This window comes from Achromobacter sp. NPDC058515, assembly GCF_042721735.1.
Taxonomy (GTDB): domain Bacteria; phylum Pseudomonadota; class Gammaproteobacteria; order Burkholderiales; family Burkholderiaceae_B; genus Achromobacter.
In genome coordinates, this window is the sequence record NZ_JBHXNI010000014.1 from 105,022 (window position 1) to 121,540 (window position 16,519).

General features: G+C 68.4%; 19 protein-coding genes. 15 read left to right on the forward strand and 4 right to left on the reverse strand.

The genetic code is table 11. From position 1 onward, the window contains the following. The first annotated feature begins 1 nt into the window (after position 1). Genes ACFWP0_RS22270 through sctC form a run of 15 tightly spaced genes read left to right on the forward strand, consistent with a single transcriptional unit; the run spans position 2 to position 11,646 of the window. Complete coding sequence (locus ACFWP0_RS22270; protein ID WP_377845715.1) at positions 2–487, forward strand: hypothetical protein; 486 nt, start codon at positions 2–4, stop codon at positions 485–487. 2 nt (positions 488–489) lie between these two features. After that, positions 490–906 carry a type III secretion system inner rod subunit SctI gene (gene sctI / locus ACFWP0_RS22275; protein WP_377845716.1) on the forward strand — a complete coding sequence of 139 codons (417 nt, stop codon included), beginning with the start codon at positions 490–492 and terminating at the stop codon, positions 904–906. Continuing rightward, complete coding sequence (gene sctJ / locus ACFWP0_RS22280; protein ID WP_377845718.1) at positions 906–1,754, forward strand: type III secretion system inner membrane ring lipoprotein SctJ; 849 nt, start codon at positions 906–908, stop codon at positions 1,752–1,754. Before sctI ends, sctJ begins: the two co-directional genes overlap by 1 nt. After that, positions 1,751–2,407 (forward strand): SctK family type III secretion system sorting platform protein, encoded by a 657-nt coding sequence (locus ACFWP0_RS22285; RefSeq protein ID WP_377845720.1) that lies wholly within the window; start codon positions 1,751–1,753, stop codon positions 2,405–2,407. Before sctJ ends, ACFWP0_RS22285 begins: the two co-directional genes overlap by 4 nt. Beyond that, positions 2,377–3,015 (forward strand): HrpE/YscL family type III secretion apparatus protein, encoded by a 639-nt coding sequence (locus tag ACFWP0_RS22290; protein WP_377845722.1) that lies wholly within the window; start codon positions 2,377–2,379, stop codon positions 3,013–3,015. Before ACFWP0_RS22285 ends, ACFWP0_RS22290 begins: the two co-directional genes overlap by 31 nt. A gap of 2 nt (positions 3,016–3,017) precedes the next feature. Continuing rightward, on the forward strand, positions 3,018–4,349 hold the full coding sequence (sctN, locus tag ACFWP0_RS22295) for a type III secretion system ATPase SctN (RefSeq protein ID WP_377845724.1): 1,332 nt from the start codon (positions 3,018–3,020) through the stop codon (positions 4,347–4,349). Continuing rightward, positions 4,346–4,852 carry a type III secretion protein gene (locus tag ACFWP0_RS22300; RefSeq protein WP_377845726.1) on the forward strand — a complete coding sequence of 169 codons (507 nt, stop codon included), beginning with the start codon at positions 4,346–4,348 and terminating at the stop codon, positions 4,850–4,852. Before sctN ends, ACFWP0_RS22300 begins: the two co-directional genes overlap by 4 nt. Continuing rightward, on the forward strand, positions 4,849–5,412 hold the full coding sequence (locus ACFWP0_RS22305) for a hypothetical protein (RefSeq protein WP_377845728.1): 564 nt from the start codon (positions 4,849–4,851) through the stop codon (positions 5,410–5,412). Before ACFWP0_RS22300 ends, ACFWP0_RS22305 begins: the two co-directional genes overlap by 4 nt. Before the next feature lie 16 nt (positions 5,413–5,428). Next, complete coding sequence (sctQ, locus tag ACFWP0_RS22310) at positions 5,429–6,508, forward strand: type III secretion system cytoplasmic ring protein SctQ (protein ID WP_377845730.1); 1,080 nt, start codon at positions 5,429–5,431, stop codon at positions 6,506–6,508. Beyond that, positions 6,505–7,176: a type III secretion system export apparatus subunit SctR gene (sctR, locus tag ACFWP0_RS22315; RefSeq protein ID WP_377845732.1), complete on the forward strand. Its 672-nt coding sequence runs from the start codon at positions 6,505–6,507 to the stop codon at positions 7,174–7,176. The genes sctQ and sctR overlap by 4 nt, the downstream gene beginning before the upstream one ends. A 7-nt stretch (positions 7,177–7,183) precedes the next feature. Beyond that, positions 7,184–7,450, forward strand: coding sequence for a type III secretion system export apparatus subunit SctS (gene sctS, locus ACFWP0_RS22320; RefSeq protein ID WP_008163300.1), 267 nt, complete (start codon positions 7,184–7,186; stop codon positions 7,448–7,450). Between the two features lie 11 nt (positions 7,451–7,461). Then, the gene (gene sctT / locus ACFWP0_RS22325) at positions 7,462–8,262 is read left to right on the forward strand and encodes a type III secretion system export apparatus subunit SctT (RefSeq protein ID WP_377845736.1); all 801 of its coding nucleotides are present in this window, start codon (positions 7,462–7,464) and stop codon (positions 8,260–8,262) included. Continuing rightward, a complete protein-coding gene (sctU, locus tag ACFWP0_RS22330) occupies positions 8,259–9,317 on the forward strand; it encodes a type III secretion system export apparatus subunit SctU (protein ID WP_377845738.1) in 1,059 nt (352 codons plus the stop codon). Before sctT ends, sctU begins: the two co-directional genes overlap by 4 nt. Continuing rightward, the gene (locus ACFWP0_RS22335; protein ID WP_377845739.1) at positions 9,314–9,709 is read left to right on the forward strand and encodes a CesT family type III secretion system chaperone; all 396 of its coding nucleotides are present in this window, start codon (positions 9,314–9,316) and stop codon (positions 9,707–9,709) included. Before sctU ends, ACFWP0_RS22335 begins: the two co-directional genes overlap by 4 nt. 47 nt (positions 9,710–9,756) lie before the next feature. Next, the gene (sctC, locus tag ACFWP0_RS22340) at positions 9,757–11,646 is read left to right on the forward strand and encodes a type III secretion system outer membrane ring subunit SctC (RefSeq protein WP_377845911.1); all 1,890 of its coding nucleotides are present in this window, start codon (positions 9,757–9,759) and stop codon (positions 11,644–11,646) included. On the opposite strand, the gene ACFWP0_RS22345 is transcribed toward sctC, so the two are convergent. The 4 genes from ACFWP0_RS22345 to ACFWP0_RS22360 all read right to left on the reverse strand — a co-directional run bounded on the left by ACFWP0_RS22345 (position 11,643) and on the right by ACFWP0_RS22360 (position 16,359). After that, positions 11,643–12,209 carry an RNA polymerase sigma factor gene (locus ACFWP0_RS22345; RefSeq protein ID WP_377845742.1) on the reverse strand — a complete coding sequence of 189 codons (567 nt, stop codon included), beginning with the start codon at positions 12,207–12,209 and terminating at the stop codon, positions 11,643–11,645. The two genes, sctC and ACFWP0_RS22345, sit on opposite strands and share 4 nt — an antisense overlap. A 223-nt stretch (positions 12,210–12,432) precedes the next feature. Beyond that, positions 12,433–13,005 (reverse strand): hypothetical protein, encoded by a 573-nt coding sequence (locus ACFWP0_RS22350; protein ID WP_377845744.1) that lies wholly within the window; start codon positions 13,003–13,005, stop codon positions 12,433–12,435. Between the two features lie 190 nt (positions 13,006–13,195). Further along, positions 13,196–14,359, reverse strand: a complete 1,164-nt coding sequence (locus ACFWP0_RS22355) for an ABC transporter substrate-binding protein (protein WP_377845746.1) — start codon at positions 14,357–14,359, stop codon at positions 13,196–13,198. Continuing rightward, complete coding sequence (locus ACFWP0_RS22360) at positions 14,356–16,359, reverse strand: SpoIIE family protein phosphatase (RefSeq protein ID WP_377845748.1); 2,004 nt, start codon at positions 16,357–16,359, stop codon at positions 14,356–14,358. Before ACFWP0_RS22360 ends, ACFWP0_RS22355 begins: the two co-directional genes overlap by 4 nt. Between the last annotated feature and the right edge of the window lie 160 nt (positions 16,360–16,519).

Sequence of the window (16,519 nt, forward strand, 5' to 3'; positions counted from 1 at the left end):
CATGAATAGCGACCGGCCCGAAACCCGCCGGGATGCCGATTCCGCAGCCGTCTCGACAGAGGCGGCTTTTGTGCTTGAGGCGGACGACGCGCATCTGCTGACCGAGGTGGGCTTTCTGGCCGCCGCGGCCGGCGATGTGGCGCGGGCCGACATCATCTTCGGCGCGCTCAAGCGCCTGCGCCCCGGCAAGGGGTTTCCGCTGATTGGCCTGGCCGTGGTCCGCATGAATGCCGGCCGCGCCGGCGAGGCCGCCCTGCTGCTGGAGCAGGCGCGCTGCGACAACGCCGAGGACCAGGGCCTGCTGCGCGCCTGGCAGGGGCTGGCCCTGCAGCTGGACGGCCGGGCGGGGCAGAGCCGCAGCGTGCTGAACGCGGCCGCGCACGGCGAGGGGGCGGGCGCCCGGCTGGCGCGCGGCCTGCTGGGCCAGGACGCGCCGGCGCATCCGGCGGCCGGCGGCGCCGGCAACGAATCTGAACGGAGTTATTGACCATGGAAATTGCCGCCCTTTCGGCTGCCCTCATGCCCGCGCTGACCACGCAGGCCACCCCCCCGGCGCAGCTGGCCACCGAACGTTTCAACGCCGTCATGAACGCGCCGGAAGCCGGCGCGCCCACGCTGACCGGGCTGCAATCGGCGCTGCAAACGGCCTTCGCCCCGCCCGTGGACGCGGCGCCGCAGACGCTGGGCAACCAGATACTGGCCAGCCTGCGCAGCACCACCACTGAATACTCCGAGAAATGGCAGGGCATCTCGGGCCGGCTGGATGCCATGGCGGCGCAGCCCTCGGTGGCCGACATGATGCGGCTGCAGGCGGATCTGCTGCACGTGTCGGTGAACTACGAAATGGTCAGCAAGGCTGTGTCGCGCACGACGCAGAACATCGATTCGCTAGTCAGGATGTCGTAATGCCATACGTTTCATGCTTGTCCGCCGGCGCGGCGCCGCGCGCGCCGGGTTCCGCGCTGTTTGGCCGCTTGCGCTATCTGCTGCTGGGACTGTTGCTCGTGCTGGCCGCCTGCGGCTCGCGGGTGGAGCTGTTCTCGGCCGCCAATGAAAGCGAGGCCAACGAAGTGCTGTCGGTGCTGCTGGACGCAGGCATTTCGGCGCAGAAGGCCACCACCAAGACGGGGGTGGCGGTGTCGGTGGAGGGCCAGCAGGTGGCGCGCGCGCTCGACATCCTGCGCGCTCGCGGGCTGCCGCGCGAGCGGTTTGACGGCATGGGGCAGATCTTCCGCAAGGAAGGCCTGGTGTCCTCGCCGCTGGAAGAACGCGCCCGCTACATCTATGCGCTGTCGCAGGAGCTGACCAACACGCTGTCGCAGATGGACGGCGTGCTGGCCGCCCGGGTGCATGTGGTGCTGCCCGAGCGCGGCGGCGTGGGCGAGAACACCACGCCCTCGACCGCGGCGGTCTTCATCAAGCACCAGACGGGCTACAACCTGGACGCCCTGCAGCCGCAGATCCGCAAGCTGGTCACCCATGCGATTCCCGGCCTGACCGAAGACCGCGTGTCCATCGCGCTGGTGTCGGCGCAGCCGGCGGCGTCCGCCGCGGCCGGCAACGCCACGCGCCAGGTGATGGGCCTGGAAGTATCGGAAAGCTCGGCCAGCGCGCTGACCGTGTGGCTCGTGGCGCTGGTGTTGCTGGTGCTGGCGCTGGCCGGGGCGATCGGGCTGCTGCTGTGGCGCTACGGCAGGCCCGTCCGCGGCACGCCCGTGCGGCGCGAACCGGCAAGCGAGGCGCGTGGATCATGACGCTGGCGGCAAGCGCGCTGGACCGCCGGCTGGTGGCATTCAACCAGCTGCCCAGCCGCACCCTGCATCCCAGCCGCCACGCGGCGTACGCGGCGCCTGCGGTCCTGGACGCGCTGGCCGCGGCGCCCGCGCTGGCCTCCGCCTGGCACCGTCATTGGTCGCAGGACATCCTGCGCGCGCTGGGGCTGCAGGGACGTCCGGTGACGGACGCCGGCAGGCCGGAACTGGCCTTGGCGCTGCTGGCGCCCGACGCGCTGGCGCAGTGCGCGCGGCGCCTGGGCGCGGCGCTGTGCGGCCCGCGCCTGCGCCGCGCCATCGCGGGCGATGAGGTGCGCCTTTTGATCGGCAGCCTGGGCGCCGAGCTGATGGACTTCACGCGCCGCACCGCCGCGACGCTGCACGCCGGCATTCCGGAAAGCGCCGCCTGGTCGGCGGAGCAGGCCGCCGCCGCCGTCGATACGCTGGGCCATGGCGCCCTGCGGGCCGCGCTGAGCGGCGCGGGCCCCGAGCTGCTGCTGCGCGCCGAACTGAAGCTGCCTGAGCGGCCCGCCCAGGCGTTCCCCCTGCCTGCCGCCCAAGCGCTGTCGCTTGGGCTGTCGATACTGAAGAACACGGATCCCTTATGGCATTCCTCATTTCCCGCGATCCGCTGACGCCCCGGGTCCTGGCCGGACGGATCGACCCCGGCGCGCGCGTGCTGCGCGCCGCGGACCAGGCCGCCTGGGCCGACGCCGGCGCGCTGCTGGCGCAGGCGCGCGAGCAGGCGGACGCGATCGTGGGCGGCGCGCAGGCGGCGTTCGAGGCCGAGAGCCGGCGCGGCTACGACGAAGGCCGCGAGTCGGCGCTGCTGGACCAGGCCGAGAAGATGATCGAGACGGTCGGCCGCACGGTGGAGTACTTCGCCGGCGTCGAGAACGAAATGGTGGAACTGGTGATGGCCGCGGTCCGCAAGGTCGTGGACGGCTTCGACGACCGCGAGAAGGTCATGGTGGTGGTGCGCAACGCGCTGGCCGTCGTGCGCAACCAGAAGCAGATGACGCTGCGGCTGAATCCCGCCGAAGTCGACATCGTGCGCGAACAGATCAACGACCTGCTGGCCGCCTATCCCGGCGTGGGCTACCTGGACATCCTGGCCGATGGCCGTCTGGCCCGCGGCGCCTGCATCCTGGAAAGCGAGATCGGCATGGTCGAGGCCAGCCTGGAAGGCCAGATCCAGGCCTTGCGCCAGGCCTTCCAGCGCACGCTGGGCAGCCGGGTCTAGCCATGCGCCAGTTCGATTACATCGCCGAGATGATGGCGCTTGCCCTGCAAGACACGCCGACCCTGCGCATCAAGGGCCGGGTCACGCAGGTGATCGGCACCATCATCAAGGCCGTGGTTCCGACCGTGAAGGTGGGAGAAGTCTGCATTCTGCGCAACCCCGGCGAGAATTTCGAGATGAAAGGCGAAGTAGTGGGCTTTGCGCGCGACGCGGCCCTGCTCACGCCCATCGGCGACATGTACGGCATCTCCACCGCGACGGAGGTCATCCCCACGGGCCGCGCCCACATGGTGCCGGTGGGACCGGGCCTCTTGGGCCGGGTGCTGGACGGCCTGGGCCGTCCGCTGGACGAAGCCGAGCTCGGGCCGCTGGAGGCCAGCAAGTTCTATCCCGTGTTCGCCGAGGCGCCCGATCCCTTGAAGCGCCGCATCATCTCCGAACCCCTGGAGCTGGGCGTGCGCGCGCTGGACGGCGTGCTGACCTGCGGCGAAGGCCAGCGCATGGGGATCTTCGCGGCGGCCGGCGGCGGCAAGTCCACCCTGATGGGCATGCTGGTCAAGGGCGCCGACGTGGACGTGACCGTGGTGGCGCTGATCGGCGAACGCGGCCGCGAGGTGCGCGAGTTCCTGGAGCACGAGCTGGGCCGCGAAGGCCGCCGCAAGAGCGTGATCGTCTGCGCCACCAGCGACAAGTCGTCGATGGAGCGGGCCAAGGCGGCCTACGTCGCCACCGCCATCGCCGAATACTTCCGCGACCAGGGCAAGCGCGTGCTGTTCCTGATGGATTCCGTGACCCGATTTGCGCGCGCCCAGCGCGAGATCGGCCTGGCGGCGGGCGAGCCGCCGACGCGCCGCGGCTATCCGCCCTCGGTGTTCGCCACGCTGCCCAAGCTGATGGAGCGCGCCGGCATGAACGAGCACGGCTCCATCACGGCGCTCTACACGGTGCTGGTCGAAGGCGACGACATGACCGAGCCCATCGCCGACGAGACCCGCTCCATCCTGGACGGCCACATCGTGCTGTCGCGCAAGCTGGGCGCGTCCAACCACTATCCGGCCATCGACGTGCTGGCCTCCGCCAGCCGCGTGATGAACGCCGTCATCACGCCCGAGCACAAGCGGGCGGCGGGGCGGCTGCGCGAGCTGATGGCGAAGTACCAGGAAGTGGAGCTGCTGGTGAAGATCGGCGAATACAAGCGCGGCGGCGATGCCGTCACGGACGAGGCCATCGACAAGATCGGCGCGATCAACACCTTCCTAAAGCAGCGCACCGACGAGCGCGCGACCCTGGCCGAGGCCTTGTCCCGCATGACCGGAATCGTGGGGGCGGGATGAGCGTTTTCGACGAGCTGCTGGCCATCAAGCGGTTCCGCGAGGGACAGGCGGAAATCGCCGTGTCGCGGCAGCGCCTGCGCCACGCGGAAGCGGACGCCGCCAGGCGCGGCACCGAAGCCGCGCTGGCGTCGTATCGCGACGAGGCCGAGCGGCGCGAACAGGCCATGTACAGCGACCTGTGCAGCCGCGTGGTGCGCGTGCGCGAGATCGAAAGCGTCCTGCAGGGCGTGGCCGGGCTGCGCGAAGGCGAACGCCAGCGCGAGCAGGCGCTGGACGCCGCTGTCGAGCAGTTGGAGCAGGAAAGCCAGGCGCTGGCCGCCAGCCGCCAGCAGCATCAGCACGCGGTGCGGCTGACGGGCAAGTTCGTGGAGCTGGCGCGCATCCATCTGGACGAGCACCTGAAGTCGCTGGAACAAAAGGAAGACCTGGAAATGGAAGAGGCCGCGTCCATCTCGCGCGACCGCGAGGACTGGGAGCAGCACGAGGAGTTCGAGCCGGCATGAGCATCGACCGACGCATCGGCCTGGAAACGGCCATCTCCCAAGGCGCGAGGACGCTGGCGAACTCGGACGGGCAAACCGCCGGGCGGCAGGCCAGCGACGCCGACCGCCAGGCGTTCGAGCAGGCCATGTCGCAAGGCGATGCCGACGCCGCGCCCGCGCCGCCCGCGGCATCCACGCCGTTCTCGCTGTTCGGCGCCGGCGCCCGCGCGGCCGCCCCGGGCGGCGACGGGCAGGCCGAGGCCCTGGCCCAGGCCTTGAGCGAGAGCGCCGAGCAGTTGCTGGTCGCCGACGGCAGCCAGGGGCGCCGCCAGGTGCGCGTGGAATTGAAGGACGATGTGCTGCCCGGCGTCAGCGTGTCGGTCTACGAAGACGAAGGCCGCACGGTGGCCGATTTCACCTGCGCCAGCGAGCGCTCGCGAGAGCGCCTTTGCGCCATGGCGCCCGAGCTGGCGGCGCAGCTTGCCCAGAGCCTGGACAAGCCGACGCGCGTGCGCGTCAGCACCGACGACCCGGAAGATCCCTGTCTGGCGGAGACCGACGCCCCGGCGCCGTCCCGCTGACTCCCTTTGAATCCCCATGACCGCCAGTACGCATATCCCCTTGCCTTCTTATCCGTTGCCGCGCCTGAGCGGCAACGAAGCGCGCGCGCGCTCGCTGATCGCGCATCACGGCGCCGACCTGCGCGTCGTGCTGGCGCCGCTGGACGGCCTGGACGCCGAACCCGCCGCCTGGCGCCTGGGCTTCACGCCCGGCGTGCCGGATGCGATACGCCAGTCCGCCACCTTGTCCGCCGACCTGGAATGGGCCGGCGCCCGGCTGCGCGTGGGGCTGCCGCCATCGGCCGCCCACGCCTGGCTTGGCGCCCGGCTGCCGGGGCTGGACGCCGGGGCGGTGCCCGCGGCGCTGCTCGCGACCGCCGTCGAGACCCTGCTGGCTGAAGCCATGGCGGCCTTGAGCGCGTCCTCGCCCGGCGGCCCGGCGCGCGTCGTCGAACTGGGCGGCGCGGCCGCGCCGCTGCCGCACGCCTGGACGCTGGCCGCCCGCAATCCCGCCAGCGGCGATACGGTCTATGCCAGCCTGGAAGCGGACGGCCTGGGCCTGATGCTGCTGGCCGGGCTGGTCGGCGGCGCCGAGCCCGCCGACAACGGCATGGCCCTGGACGCGGTGCCGGTGCGCGTCGGCGCGCGCCTGGGCTGGACGGACATGCCGGCCGCCGAGCTGCGCAGCCTGCAAGTCCGCGACACGGTCTTCCTGGACCACTACCTGGTCTCGCCGGACGGCGAGCTCTGGCTGGCCGCCGGCGCGCAGGGCCTGCGCGTGCGGCTTGAACAATCCTCATACCTCGTTACCCAAGGCTGGACTTCCCTTATGACCGAGACGCCTCAACCGCCGGCCGACGCCGAAGCCGGCGCCCAGACGCCGTTCGACATCGACGCCATTCCCGTGCGCCTGACGTTCGAGCTGGGCGAGCGCCACCTCACCCTGGGCGAGCTGCGTCGGCTGCAGCCCGGCGAGACCTTCGACCTGGAACGCCCGCTGGCGGACGGCCCGGTCATCGTGCGCGCCAACGGGGCGCTGCTGGGCACGGGCGAACTGGTCGAGATCGACGGCAGGATAGGCGTGACGCTGCGCAGCCTGGGCAAGGCGGGCGCATGAGCGGCGGCGCCGATCCCATCAGCCTGGCCGTCGTACTGGCGCTGCTGGCGCTGGTGCCGCTGGCCGCCGTCATGACCACGTCGTTCCTGAAGATCGCGGTGGTGCTGACCCTGGTGCGCAATGCGCTGGGCGTGCAGCAGGTGCCGCCCAACATGGCGTTGTACGGACTGGCGCTGATCCTGTCGGCCTATGTGATGGGGCCGGTCGTCATGCAGATCGGCGACGAGCTGCGCGCGCCTCCCGCGGCGGCGGCGCCCGGCGAGCCGGCGCCCGACCGGCTGGAAGGCATCCTGGACTCGGTGGCCCGGGGCGCGGAACCCATGCGCGCCTTCATGATGAAGAACAGCAGGCCCGAGCAGCGCGACTTCTTCGTGCGCACGGCGCGCGAGCTGTGGGGCGAGCAGGCCTCGCGCAACCTGAAACAGGACGACCTGCTGGTGCTGATTCCGTCGTTTCTGGTGTCGGAGCTGACGGCCGCGTTCCAGATAGGCTTCCTGCTGTACCTGCCGTTCGTCATCATCGACCTGATCGTGTCCAACATCCTGCTCGCGATGGGCATGATGATGGTGTCTCCGGTCACGATATCCATGCCCCTGAAGCTGTTCCTGTTCGTCATGGTCGACGGCTGGACGCGGCTGATCCAGGGCCTGGTGCTGTCTTACGGCTGAGCGCGCCATGGGAACCGTTGATCTCGTCTCCTACATGACCCAGGCGCTGTACCTGGTGCTGTGGCTGTCCCTGCCGCCGATCGCGGTGGCGGCCATCGTCGGCACGCTGTTCTCGCTGTTCCAGGCGCTGACCCAGATCCAGGAGCAGACGCTGTCGTTCGCGGTGAAGCTGATCGCCGTGTTCGCCACGATCATGCTGACGGCGCGCTGGCTCAGCGCCGAGCTCTACAACTTCACGATTTCCGTGTTCGACCTCTTCTACAAGATCCACTAGGGGCGGCATCGATGATCTCCGGCATCACCTACGCTGAAGCAAAAGTATTCCTGGGCACGCTGGCCTTGACGCAGCCCCGGATACTGGCGCTGTGCGCGATGCTGCCGCTGTTCAACCGGCAGCTGCTGCCTGGCATGCTGCGCTACGCGGTGTGCGCCGCGATCGGCATCGTGCTGGTGCCGGCGCTGGCCCCGCGCTATGCGGTCATGGACCTGGGCACGGTCGAGATCGCGCTGCTGGTGGTCAAGGAGGTCTTCGTCGGCATGGTCATGGGCTTTCTGGTGGCCATCCCGTTCTGGATATTCGAGGCCGTGGGCTTCGTGGTGGACAACCAGCGCGGCGCCAGCCTGGGCGCCACGATCAATCCGGCCACCGGCAACGACTCCTCGCCCATGGGCATCCTGTTCAACCAGGCCTTCATGGTGTTCTTCCTGGTGGGCGGCGGTTTTACGCTGATGCTGACCATGCTGTACGACAGCTTCCGCCTGTGGGACCTTTGGGAGTGGACGCCCACGCTGCGCAAGGAGAGCATTCCGCTGATGCTGGACCAGCTTGGCCGTTTCCTGCGCCTGACCTTGCTGTTTGCAGCGCCCGCGATCGTCGCGATGTTCCTGGCGGAGGTCGGTCTTGCCCTGGTGAGCCGCTTTGCCCCGCAGCTGCAGGTGTTCTTCCTGGCCATGCCGATCAAGAGCGCGCTGGCCCTGCTGGTGCTGGTGCTCTACATGAACACGCTGTTCGAGTACGCCGCCGAGGCCACCGGCCAGATCGGGTCGGCGCTGCCGTTCCTGGACAACCAATGGCGGGCGCCATGAGCGGCGAAAAGACAGAACAGCCAACCAGCAAGAAGCTGCGCGATGCGCGGCGCAAGGGCGACGTCGCCCACAGCAAGGACTTCACCCAGACGCTGCTGGTGCTGGCGATGTTCGGCTACATGCTGGGCAACGCGCACGGCATCGTGGAGTCGCTGGGCCGCCTCATCCTGATTCCGGCGACGCTCACGGGCATGCCGTTCGAGCAGGCGCTGCCCGTCGCGCTGGATGCCGCGCTGCGCGAAGCGGTGGCGCTGGTGCTGCCCTTCGTGCTGATCGTGCTGATCGTGGGCATGTTCTCGGAGTTCCTGCAGGTCGGCGTGGTGCTGGCGTTCGAAAAGCTCAAGCCTTCGGCCAAGAAGCTCAACGTCATCGAGAACCTGAAGAACATCTTCTCCAAGAAGAATCTGGTGGAGCTGCTGAAATCGATCCTCAAGATCGCGTTTCTCTCCGTATTGGTGACGCTGGTTGTGCGCGATGCTTTGCCGGAACTGATGGCGGTGCCGCACAGCGGCCTGGCGGGGCTGGAGGCCGGCGTGGGCAGCATGATGCGCACGCTGGTCGTGAATATCGCGTTTGCCTACGTGGTGATCTCGTTGGCCGATTTCGTCTGGCAGCGCATGCAGTACCGCAAGGGGCTGATGATGAGCAAGGAAGACGTCAAGCAGGAATTCAAGGAGATGGAGGGCGACCCCCACATCAAGCACATGCGCAAGCACCTGCACCAGGAAATGGTGATGCACGGCGCGGTGGACAGCGCGCGCAAGGCGTCGGTGCTGGTGACCAATCCCACCCACCTTGCGGTCGCGATCTACTACCAGCCCGACGAGACCCCGTTGCCGATGGTGCTGGCCAAGGGCGAGGGCGCGCTTGCCGAACAGATGATGCGGGCGGCGCGCGAGGCGGGCGTGCCCGTGATGCAGAACATTCCGCTGGCGCGCGCCCTGATGGCGACCGCGCAAGCCGACCAGTACATCCCCAGCGAGCTGATCGAGCCCGTCGCCGAAGTGTTGCGGCTGGTGCGCAAGATGGCCGCGAATCCGGAATCCCAGCCATGAGCGCAGCCCACCCCCTGATTTCAGCCTATGCGAGCCGTCACGGCCTGCCTCTGCCCGCGCGCGCCGATGGCCGGCTCACCGTGGTGGTGGACGACACGTTTCGCATCCACCTGCATCCCGCGCCCCATGGCTGGCTGGCGATGACGTCGCGCCTTTGCGGCCTGCCCGAGCAGAGCGCGGCGCGCGACGAACTGGTGCGCGAGATCGGCAGGCTGGCCGCGGGGATGCTGAGCCGCCATGCGGCCGCCTGCGTGGTCGACCCGCAAGGCCGCACGCTGTGGCTGCAGCAGACATTGAGTCCGGACAGCAGCCCCCTGGCGCTGGACGAAGCCATCGGCGCGTTTGCGAATGCCTTGTCCTTCTGGGCCGGCGCGGTGCGGCGGCTGGCATGAAAAAACATTCCGGGACTTTTACCCGAGGAGATAGCGTGTTTAAGCGGATGATTCTGGCGACCGCCTTGTCGCTGGGCGTGAGTGGCGCAAGCGTGGCGGCGCCGAACTGGGCCAACGTGCCTTACAGCTACTACGCGCGGGACGAGAACCTGCAGACCCTGCTGCGCGAATTCGCCGGCGGCTTCAGCTTGTCGCTGCAGATGGGGCCCAGCGTGGCGGGCACCGTCAACGGCAAGTTCAACGCCAACTCGCCCACCGAATTCCTGGACCGGCTGGGCGGTGTGTACGGATTTAATTGGTTCGTCTACGCCGGCACGCTGTTCGTCAGCCGCACGAACGATATGAAGACGCGCTCGGTCAGCGCCATGGGCAGCTCCATCAGCGCGCTGCGCCAGGCCTTGCAGCAGCTGGGCATCCTGGATCCCCGCTTTGGCTGGGGCGAATTGCCGGACCAGGGCATCGCCCTGGTTTCGGGCCCCCCGGGCTATGTGGACCTGGTCGAACGCACCGTGGCCGCCTTGCCCATGGGCGCGGGCGGCCAGCAGGTGGCGGTGTTCCGCTTGAAGCATGCGTCGGTGAACGATCGCACCATCAGCTACCGCGACCAGAAGGTCGTGACGCCGGGCCTGTCCACCGTGCTGCGCAACCTGATCACGGGCGGCGGCGGCGGCAACAACAACGAAACGCTGTCCGCCATTGCCGCGCCCCTGCGCGACAACCCGCCGGCCTTCCCGCAGGTCAACGGCGGCCCGGCCGCCGACAGCGCACCCACGGTTGCCGCGGCCGGCGGCGGCCCGGCGCCGGCAAAGGCGGGGCTGCGCCTGCGCGAGCCGACGGTGCAGGCCGACGCGCGCCTGAACGCCATCATCGTGCAGGACATTCCCGACCGCATTCCCATCTACCGCAGCCTGATCGAACAGCTGGACCTGCCGAGCACGCTGGTCGAGATCGAGGCCATGATCGTCGATGTGAACTCCGATCTGGTCAACGAGCTGGGCGTGAACTGGGGCGCGCGCGCGGGCACCACCAGCTTCGGCTATGGCAACCTGGCCCTGACGCCCAGCGGCGGCCTGCCGGTGGACGGCGCCGCGGCATTGTCGCCGGGCACGATCGGCGTCAGCGTGGGCACCAGCCTGGTGGCGCGGCTGCGCGCCCTGCAGACCAAGGGGCAGGCGAACATCCTGTCGCAGCCGTCCATCCTGACGGCCGACAACCTGGGCGCCATGATCGACCTGTCGGACACGTTCTATATCCAGACCCGGGGCGAACGCGTGGCGACGGTGACGCCCGTCACGGTGGGCACCTCGCTGCGGGTGACGCCGCGCCATATCGAGTCCAAGGACGGCGCGCGGGTCGAGCTGACAGTGGACATCGAGGACGGCCGCATCCAGGAAGAGCGCCCGATCGACGGCCTGCCCACCGTGCGCAAGAGCAACATCAGCACGCTGGCCGTGGTGGGCAACGACCAGACGCTCTTGATCGGCGGCTACAACAGCAGCCAGAATTCCGAGCAGGTGGACAAGGTGCCGTTCCTGGGAGACATCCCGGGCCTGGGCATTTTCTTCTCGAACAAGTCCAAGACGGTGCAGCGCCGCGAGCGCCTCTTCCTTATCCGCCCGAGGGTGGTCGCCGTCAATGGCGAGGTGGTGGCCTTGCCCGGCTCGCCGAACACCGCGCCGGTGCTGAACGCGACCTGGGGCAGCGATACGCCGATGACGGCGGGCCAGTACCTGGACCTGGCGCAGGGCCAGCGCACGCGGGTGCTGTTCGGCCCCAACGTGCAAGTGCGCGGCGCGGGCGGACCGCTGCGGGTGTCGGAGTGGCTGCAAGGCGCGCCGTCGGCGCAGCCGGTGCTGCAGGGCAAATCGAACGTCACGCAGGGGCCGGTGATTCAGGTGGAGCCGGTGGCGGCGCCGGGGACGGGCAGGGCGCCCTAGTCGTCCAGGCGCAGGCCCTTCTGGGCCATCTTGTCGCGCAGCGCCGCGCGCGCGCGCGACAGGCGGCTGCGCACGGTGCCGATGGGCACGGTCAGCAGCGCGGCCGCTTCTTCGTAGGAAATATCGTCCAGCCCCACCATGAGCAGGATGTCGCGCATGTTCTCGGGCAGTTCGTCCAGCGACTCCTGCAGCAGCGCCATGGTCTGGTTCTGCTCCAGCACGCGGTCGGGCGACAGGTCGGAAGACGCATGGTCTTGCAGCACGCTGTCGCTGACGAAGTCATGGCGGCGTTCCGGCGCGCGCGACAGGTGGTTGCGCACCAGGTTCAGCGCAATGCCGTAGAGCCAGGAAGAGAGTTGCGATTCGCCGCGGAAGCTGCGGTAGGAGCGCGCAGCCTCCACGAACGCCTGCTGGGCCAGGTCCTCGGCCTCGGTGCTGTTGCCGATGTGCTTGATGATGAAGCGCTGCAGCCGGCTGGAGTGATCGCGCACGAGGTCGCGCAACAGATAATCTTCACCCGAATCCCATCCCGGCTCTTCGCCGTTTGCGCGAATGGGCGGCATATCCGCTTCCGGGGAAGCGGGCGTGCAATCGCTGGGATTGGTCATGGAATGAGAGAAAAGAAACGAGTTTTAAGCTACAAGTTACTACTTATGTGGCGAATTATCGCAGCTTCCCCCCGTCACAATATTTCGAAAATCGAAATATTGCGCCAAAAGCCGGGTTTTTCGGGCTGGATTTGTAAAAACAAGTAAGCAGCCCAAGCGGTATTCCGTCTGGTGGAAACTAGCCGGTTTTGAGCAGATCCCGCAGCCATCCGGCGGCCGTGGCCAAGGAGACCGGGCTCTGGCCCGAGCGGGCGGCCTGGTCGAAGCGCGCCTCCATGGACTGGTCCAGCGCGGCGCGGCTGGCGGCGTCCAGGCTGGACGGCGCGACGCCCGCATCGTTGCAGGCCTGCTGGAATGCCGGGGTGTTGCCGGCCGCGGACGTGGCCAGGCGGGTCATGAAGTCCACGCCGGACAGGGCATGGCTGGACGTTTCCGCCATGTCGATGGCAGCCGCCACCGTGCGGGCGGACAAGGGCTTGCCGGGGTTCGGCTCCAGGCCCAGTTCGCGCGAGACGGCGCTGGCGATCCCCTGGCCGTAGCTCTGGGCCAGCGCCTGCGCGAACATCGACGTGGTGTCGACATTGGGGGCCACCCACGCCACGCTGCGGCCGCCGGGCGTGGCGCCCATGCCCAGCAGTTGCAGCTTGTCGCCCGAGATGTCGACGTATACGTCCTGACCACCTTCCGCGGCTTTGGCGAAGGTGTCCAGGGGGATGAACGGCGACGAAGGGGTAACCGATGAAATTGTCATGCAGCCAAGAAATCCGGCGTGTCCTGAATCGGGCCCATATGAGGTCTAGTAGCTCTAGGGCTTGAGTAACCCGAGTGCGGCATTAGTTCCACGGCCAACGACACGTGACCCATTTTATGTCATTCGGCGCGCCAGGCCAGCCGGAAAGGGCATTTGGACACACAGCGTTACCGGCATTGCCGCCGCATTGTTACTGCGTTTCATAGACTTCGTCGGCCGCCAGCAGGATATCCACCGGCGGATCGAAACCAATGACGCGCGCGGTTTCGAGGTTCAGCGCGATCTTGGCCGGGTCGATCCACACCTGCGACAGCTCGCGCGGCTTGGCGCCGTTGAAGATGCGCGCGATCGTCTCGGCATGGAACAGGCCGACATACGAGTAGTCCGCCTGGGCCAGGCTGAGCAGCAAGCCGCGCTTGACCTCTTCGGACCCCAGCATCGAGAAGCTGGGCACGCGCGCCTGGCGCAAGATCTCGGCGATTGTGTCGATGGACGCCGGGGTCACGCCCCGATGCACGGTGACGTAGACGGCGTCCACCTGCGGCGCCAGCTTGGCATAGCATTCGACGGCGTTGCGCGTGGCGAGATCGGCGGCGATGCCGTTGGACGGCGCGTTGCAGGCGTGCACCTCGAAGCCCTGCTCGCGCGCCACCTGCTCCACGGCCTCGACCGCGCTGTAGGTGCGGCCTTCCGGGCTGTCTTCATAGACCAGCCCCAGGCGCTTGAAGGGCACGATCTCGTGGAACAGGCGCACCTGGCGCTGATAGCGCTCGGGCTGCACCCGCGCATGCAGGTTGTCCAGGCCGCTGTCCTGGGCCGAACGCGTGATGCGCGCGCCGACGGCATCGCTGGTGGACGCCACGACGGTGGCCACCGGCGCGCCCATCCCGGCCATGTCCTGGCCGGCCCAGGTGCCCATGGCGATGATGAGATCCAGGTCGCGCCTGTCGGCCAGGCGCTGCTTGATGGCCTCGCGCACCGCGGGGCGTTTCGAGGCGTCGAAATTGCCCGGCTGCCACCAGGCGTCGCGCACGAACTCCACCGTGTCGCTGCGCGCGTTGTCGGCCAGGAACTGCCACATCTGTTCGCCGTTGAGCCCGTCGGGAATCGCGGGCACGCTGATCCAGCCCAGCTTCTGCAGGCCGTCGACGGTCACGCGCAAGGTGCGCGGATACTCGCTGTAGTCGCCGCTTTCGAAATAGCCGATGCGCCATTTCTTGCCGTCCGGCTTGGGGGTGGGCTTGGTGGGGAACACCTGGGCGGCGGCGGTGGCCGGCGCCGCCGCCTGCGCCATGCCCGCCGAGGGCGCCAGCAAGGAGAGGCACAGCATCAGGGTGGACAGCGAATTCTTCATGGGCGGCGGATCACAATCAATGTGATGTCATCGGATTGTTCCGCGCCATCGGCAAAGGCCTGCACGTCTTCGAGCAGACGCTTGGCCAGGCTGGCCGAGGCAACGGGGGGATTGGACAGCACGGCCAGCAGGCGCGGGTCGCCATACTGGGCGTCGTTCGGGTTGACGGCCTCGGTCACGCCGTCGGTGTAGCCCACCAGCATCTCGCCGGGCGCGAGCACCTCGGAAAGGCTGCGGTACTCCAGGTCTTCCTGCACGCCGCAGGCCGGGCCGCTGCGCCCTTCCAGCAGGCGCACCGCGCCGTCCGCGCCCACCACCACCGGGGGCAGATGGCCCGCGTTGGCCCATTGCAGTTCGCCGGTGGTCAGGTCCAGCACGCCCAGCAGCAGCGTGACGAACATCATGTTGGGGTTGTTCTCGGACAGGCGGTTGTTGATCTTCTGCATCATCAGCGCCGGGTCGGTCTCGTCCTCGGCCGTGGCGCGGATCAGCGTGCGGGTCACCGCCATGAACAGCGCGGCCGGCACGCCCTTGTCGGACACGTCGCCGATCGCCAGGCACAGCCGCCCGTCGGGCAGCGTGAAGTAGTCGTAGAGGTCGCCGCCCACTTCCTTGGCCGGCAGCATCACCGCGCTCAGGTCGACCTGGTCCCGGATCGCGCTGGAAAGCGGCACCGGCAGCAGGCCGAGCTGGATCGCGCGGGCGATGTTCAGCTCGCTTTCGAAGCGCTCGCGGGCGGTGGTCTCGCGCATCAGCCGGGCCACGTTCTCGCGCAGCTTGTGGTCCATGAACAGGAACGAGGCGGCCAGCCGGCCGACCTCGTCCTTGTGCTTGTCCGGCAGCGCGGCGATGTGCGCGGGGACGCTGGACGCCGCGGTCAGGTCCTGCTCGGGCAGCAGGCGCGCGTAATGGGTCAGCGTTTCCAGCGGGCGCACGACGCGGGCCGCCATCAGCCAGGCGCAGACCAGGGCGACAAGCATCATGCCGACGAAGATCAGGGCCTGGCGGTTCAGGAGTTCGCGCGCGGGCGCGGTCAGGTCGCTTTCGGGCACGGCCGCCACCAGTGTCCAGCCCAGCGGCGAGAACCGCGCGCTGTCGATCCGCCACGGGCCGCCGCCGCCGTCGAAGGACAGGCTCTGCAGCTTGTCTCCGGCCTGCTGCCGGGCGAGCAGGCTGCGCAGGGACTCGCCCTGCGGGTTCGTGGCGTCCAGCAGGCCGGCCTGCTTGTCGGGCAGCGGCACGATCATCCGGCCGTCGTCCGAGGCGATGAAGATGAAGCCCGACTGCGCCAGGGTCAGCTTGGACAGCGTGGCGCGCACCGAGCTTTCCATTTGCTCGCGGCGCGTCTGGATCTGTTCGATGACGTCGTGCGCGCTGTCGGTGATGGCGAACACCCAGTTCCACGGGCGGAAATAGCCGAAGTAGGCATAGCGCGTTTCGCTGTCGCCGCGTTGGGCGGAAGGGGGCCAGCGGTAGATGGCGAAGCCGTAGCCGGATGTGCGGCTCTCTTCGTACAGGGCCTGGGCCAGCGGGCGGTTCTTGAAATCCGACAGCTCCGACAGGTCGCGGTCGATCATCTCGGGATTGCCGCTGGCCAGGACCTGGAAATCGGCGTCGTAGACGAAGGCGTAGCGCCGGTCGTCGAGCTTGAGCCGGTTGATCCAGGCGCGCGCCATGCCCTTGGCCGCGCCCTGCGTCATGATGCCGCGCTCGGCCAGGTCGGCGTAGGAGTTCAGCGCGGCGGCCACCACCGTGCCGGTCTGCATCAGCTGGCGGCGCCCGCTGCGCACGGTGGATATCTTGTCGGTCAGCAGAGCGCCCCAGCGGGCCTCGGCATCGCGCAGCACCAGCTCCATCACGTTGCTGACGGCGTGGCGTTCGCTGTTCATGACCGTGCGCGTCACATTGCGCTGCGACGTCAGCATCACAAACGCAGCCACCGCCACAAGAAGCGCCACGACCAGAACAAAAATCTTGCTACGCAGCGACCGGAACGGCATGGAGGCAGTGGTGGGCGGTGTGGGGGAGGGTGTGAAAAAAGATGCAATTTGCATTAATTGTAAATACCATTGGTGCCCGTGTGTAAATACTTTGCGGTGTTTCAGCCCCATGCGTAGCGAACCGATTCAAATAGTGCTGGAGGGTTTGAAACGCCGCCCG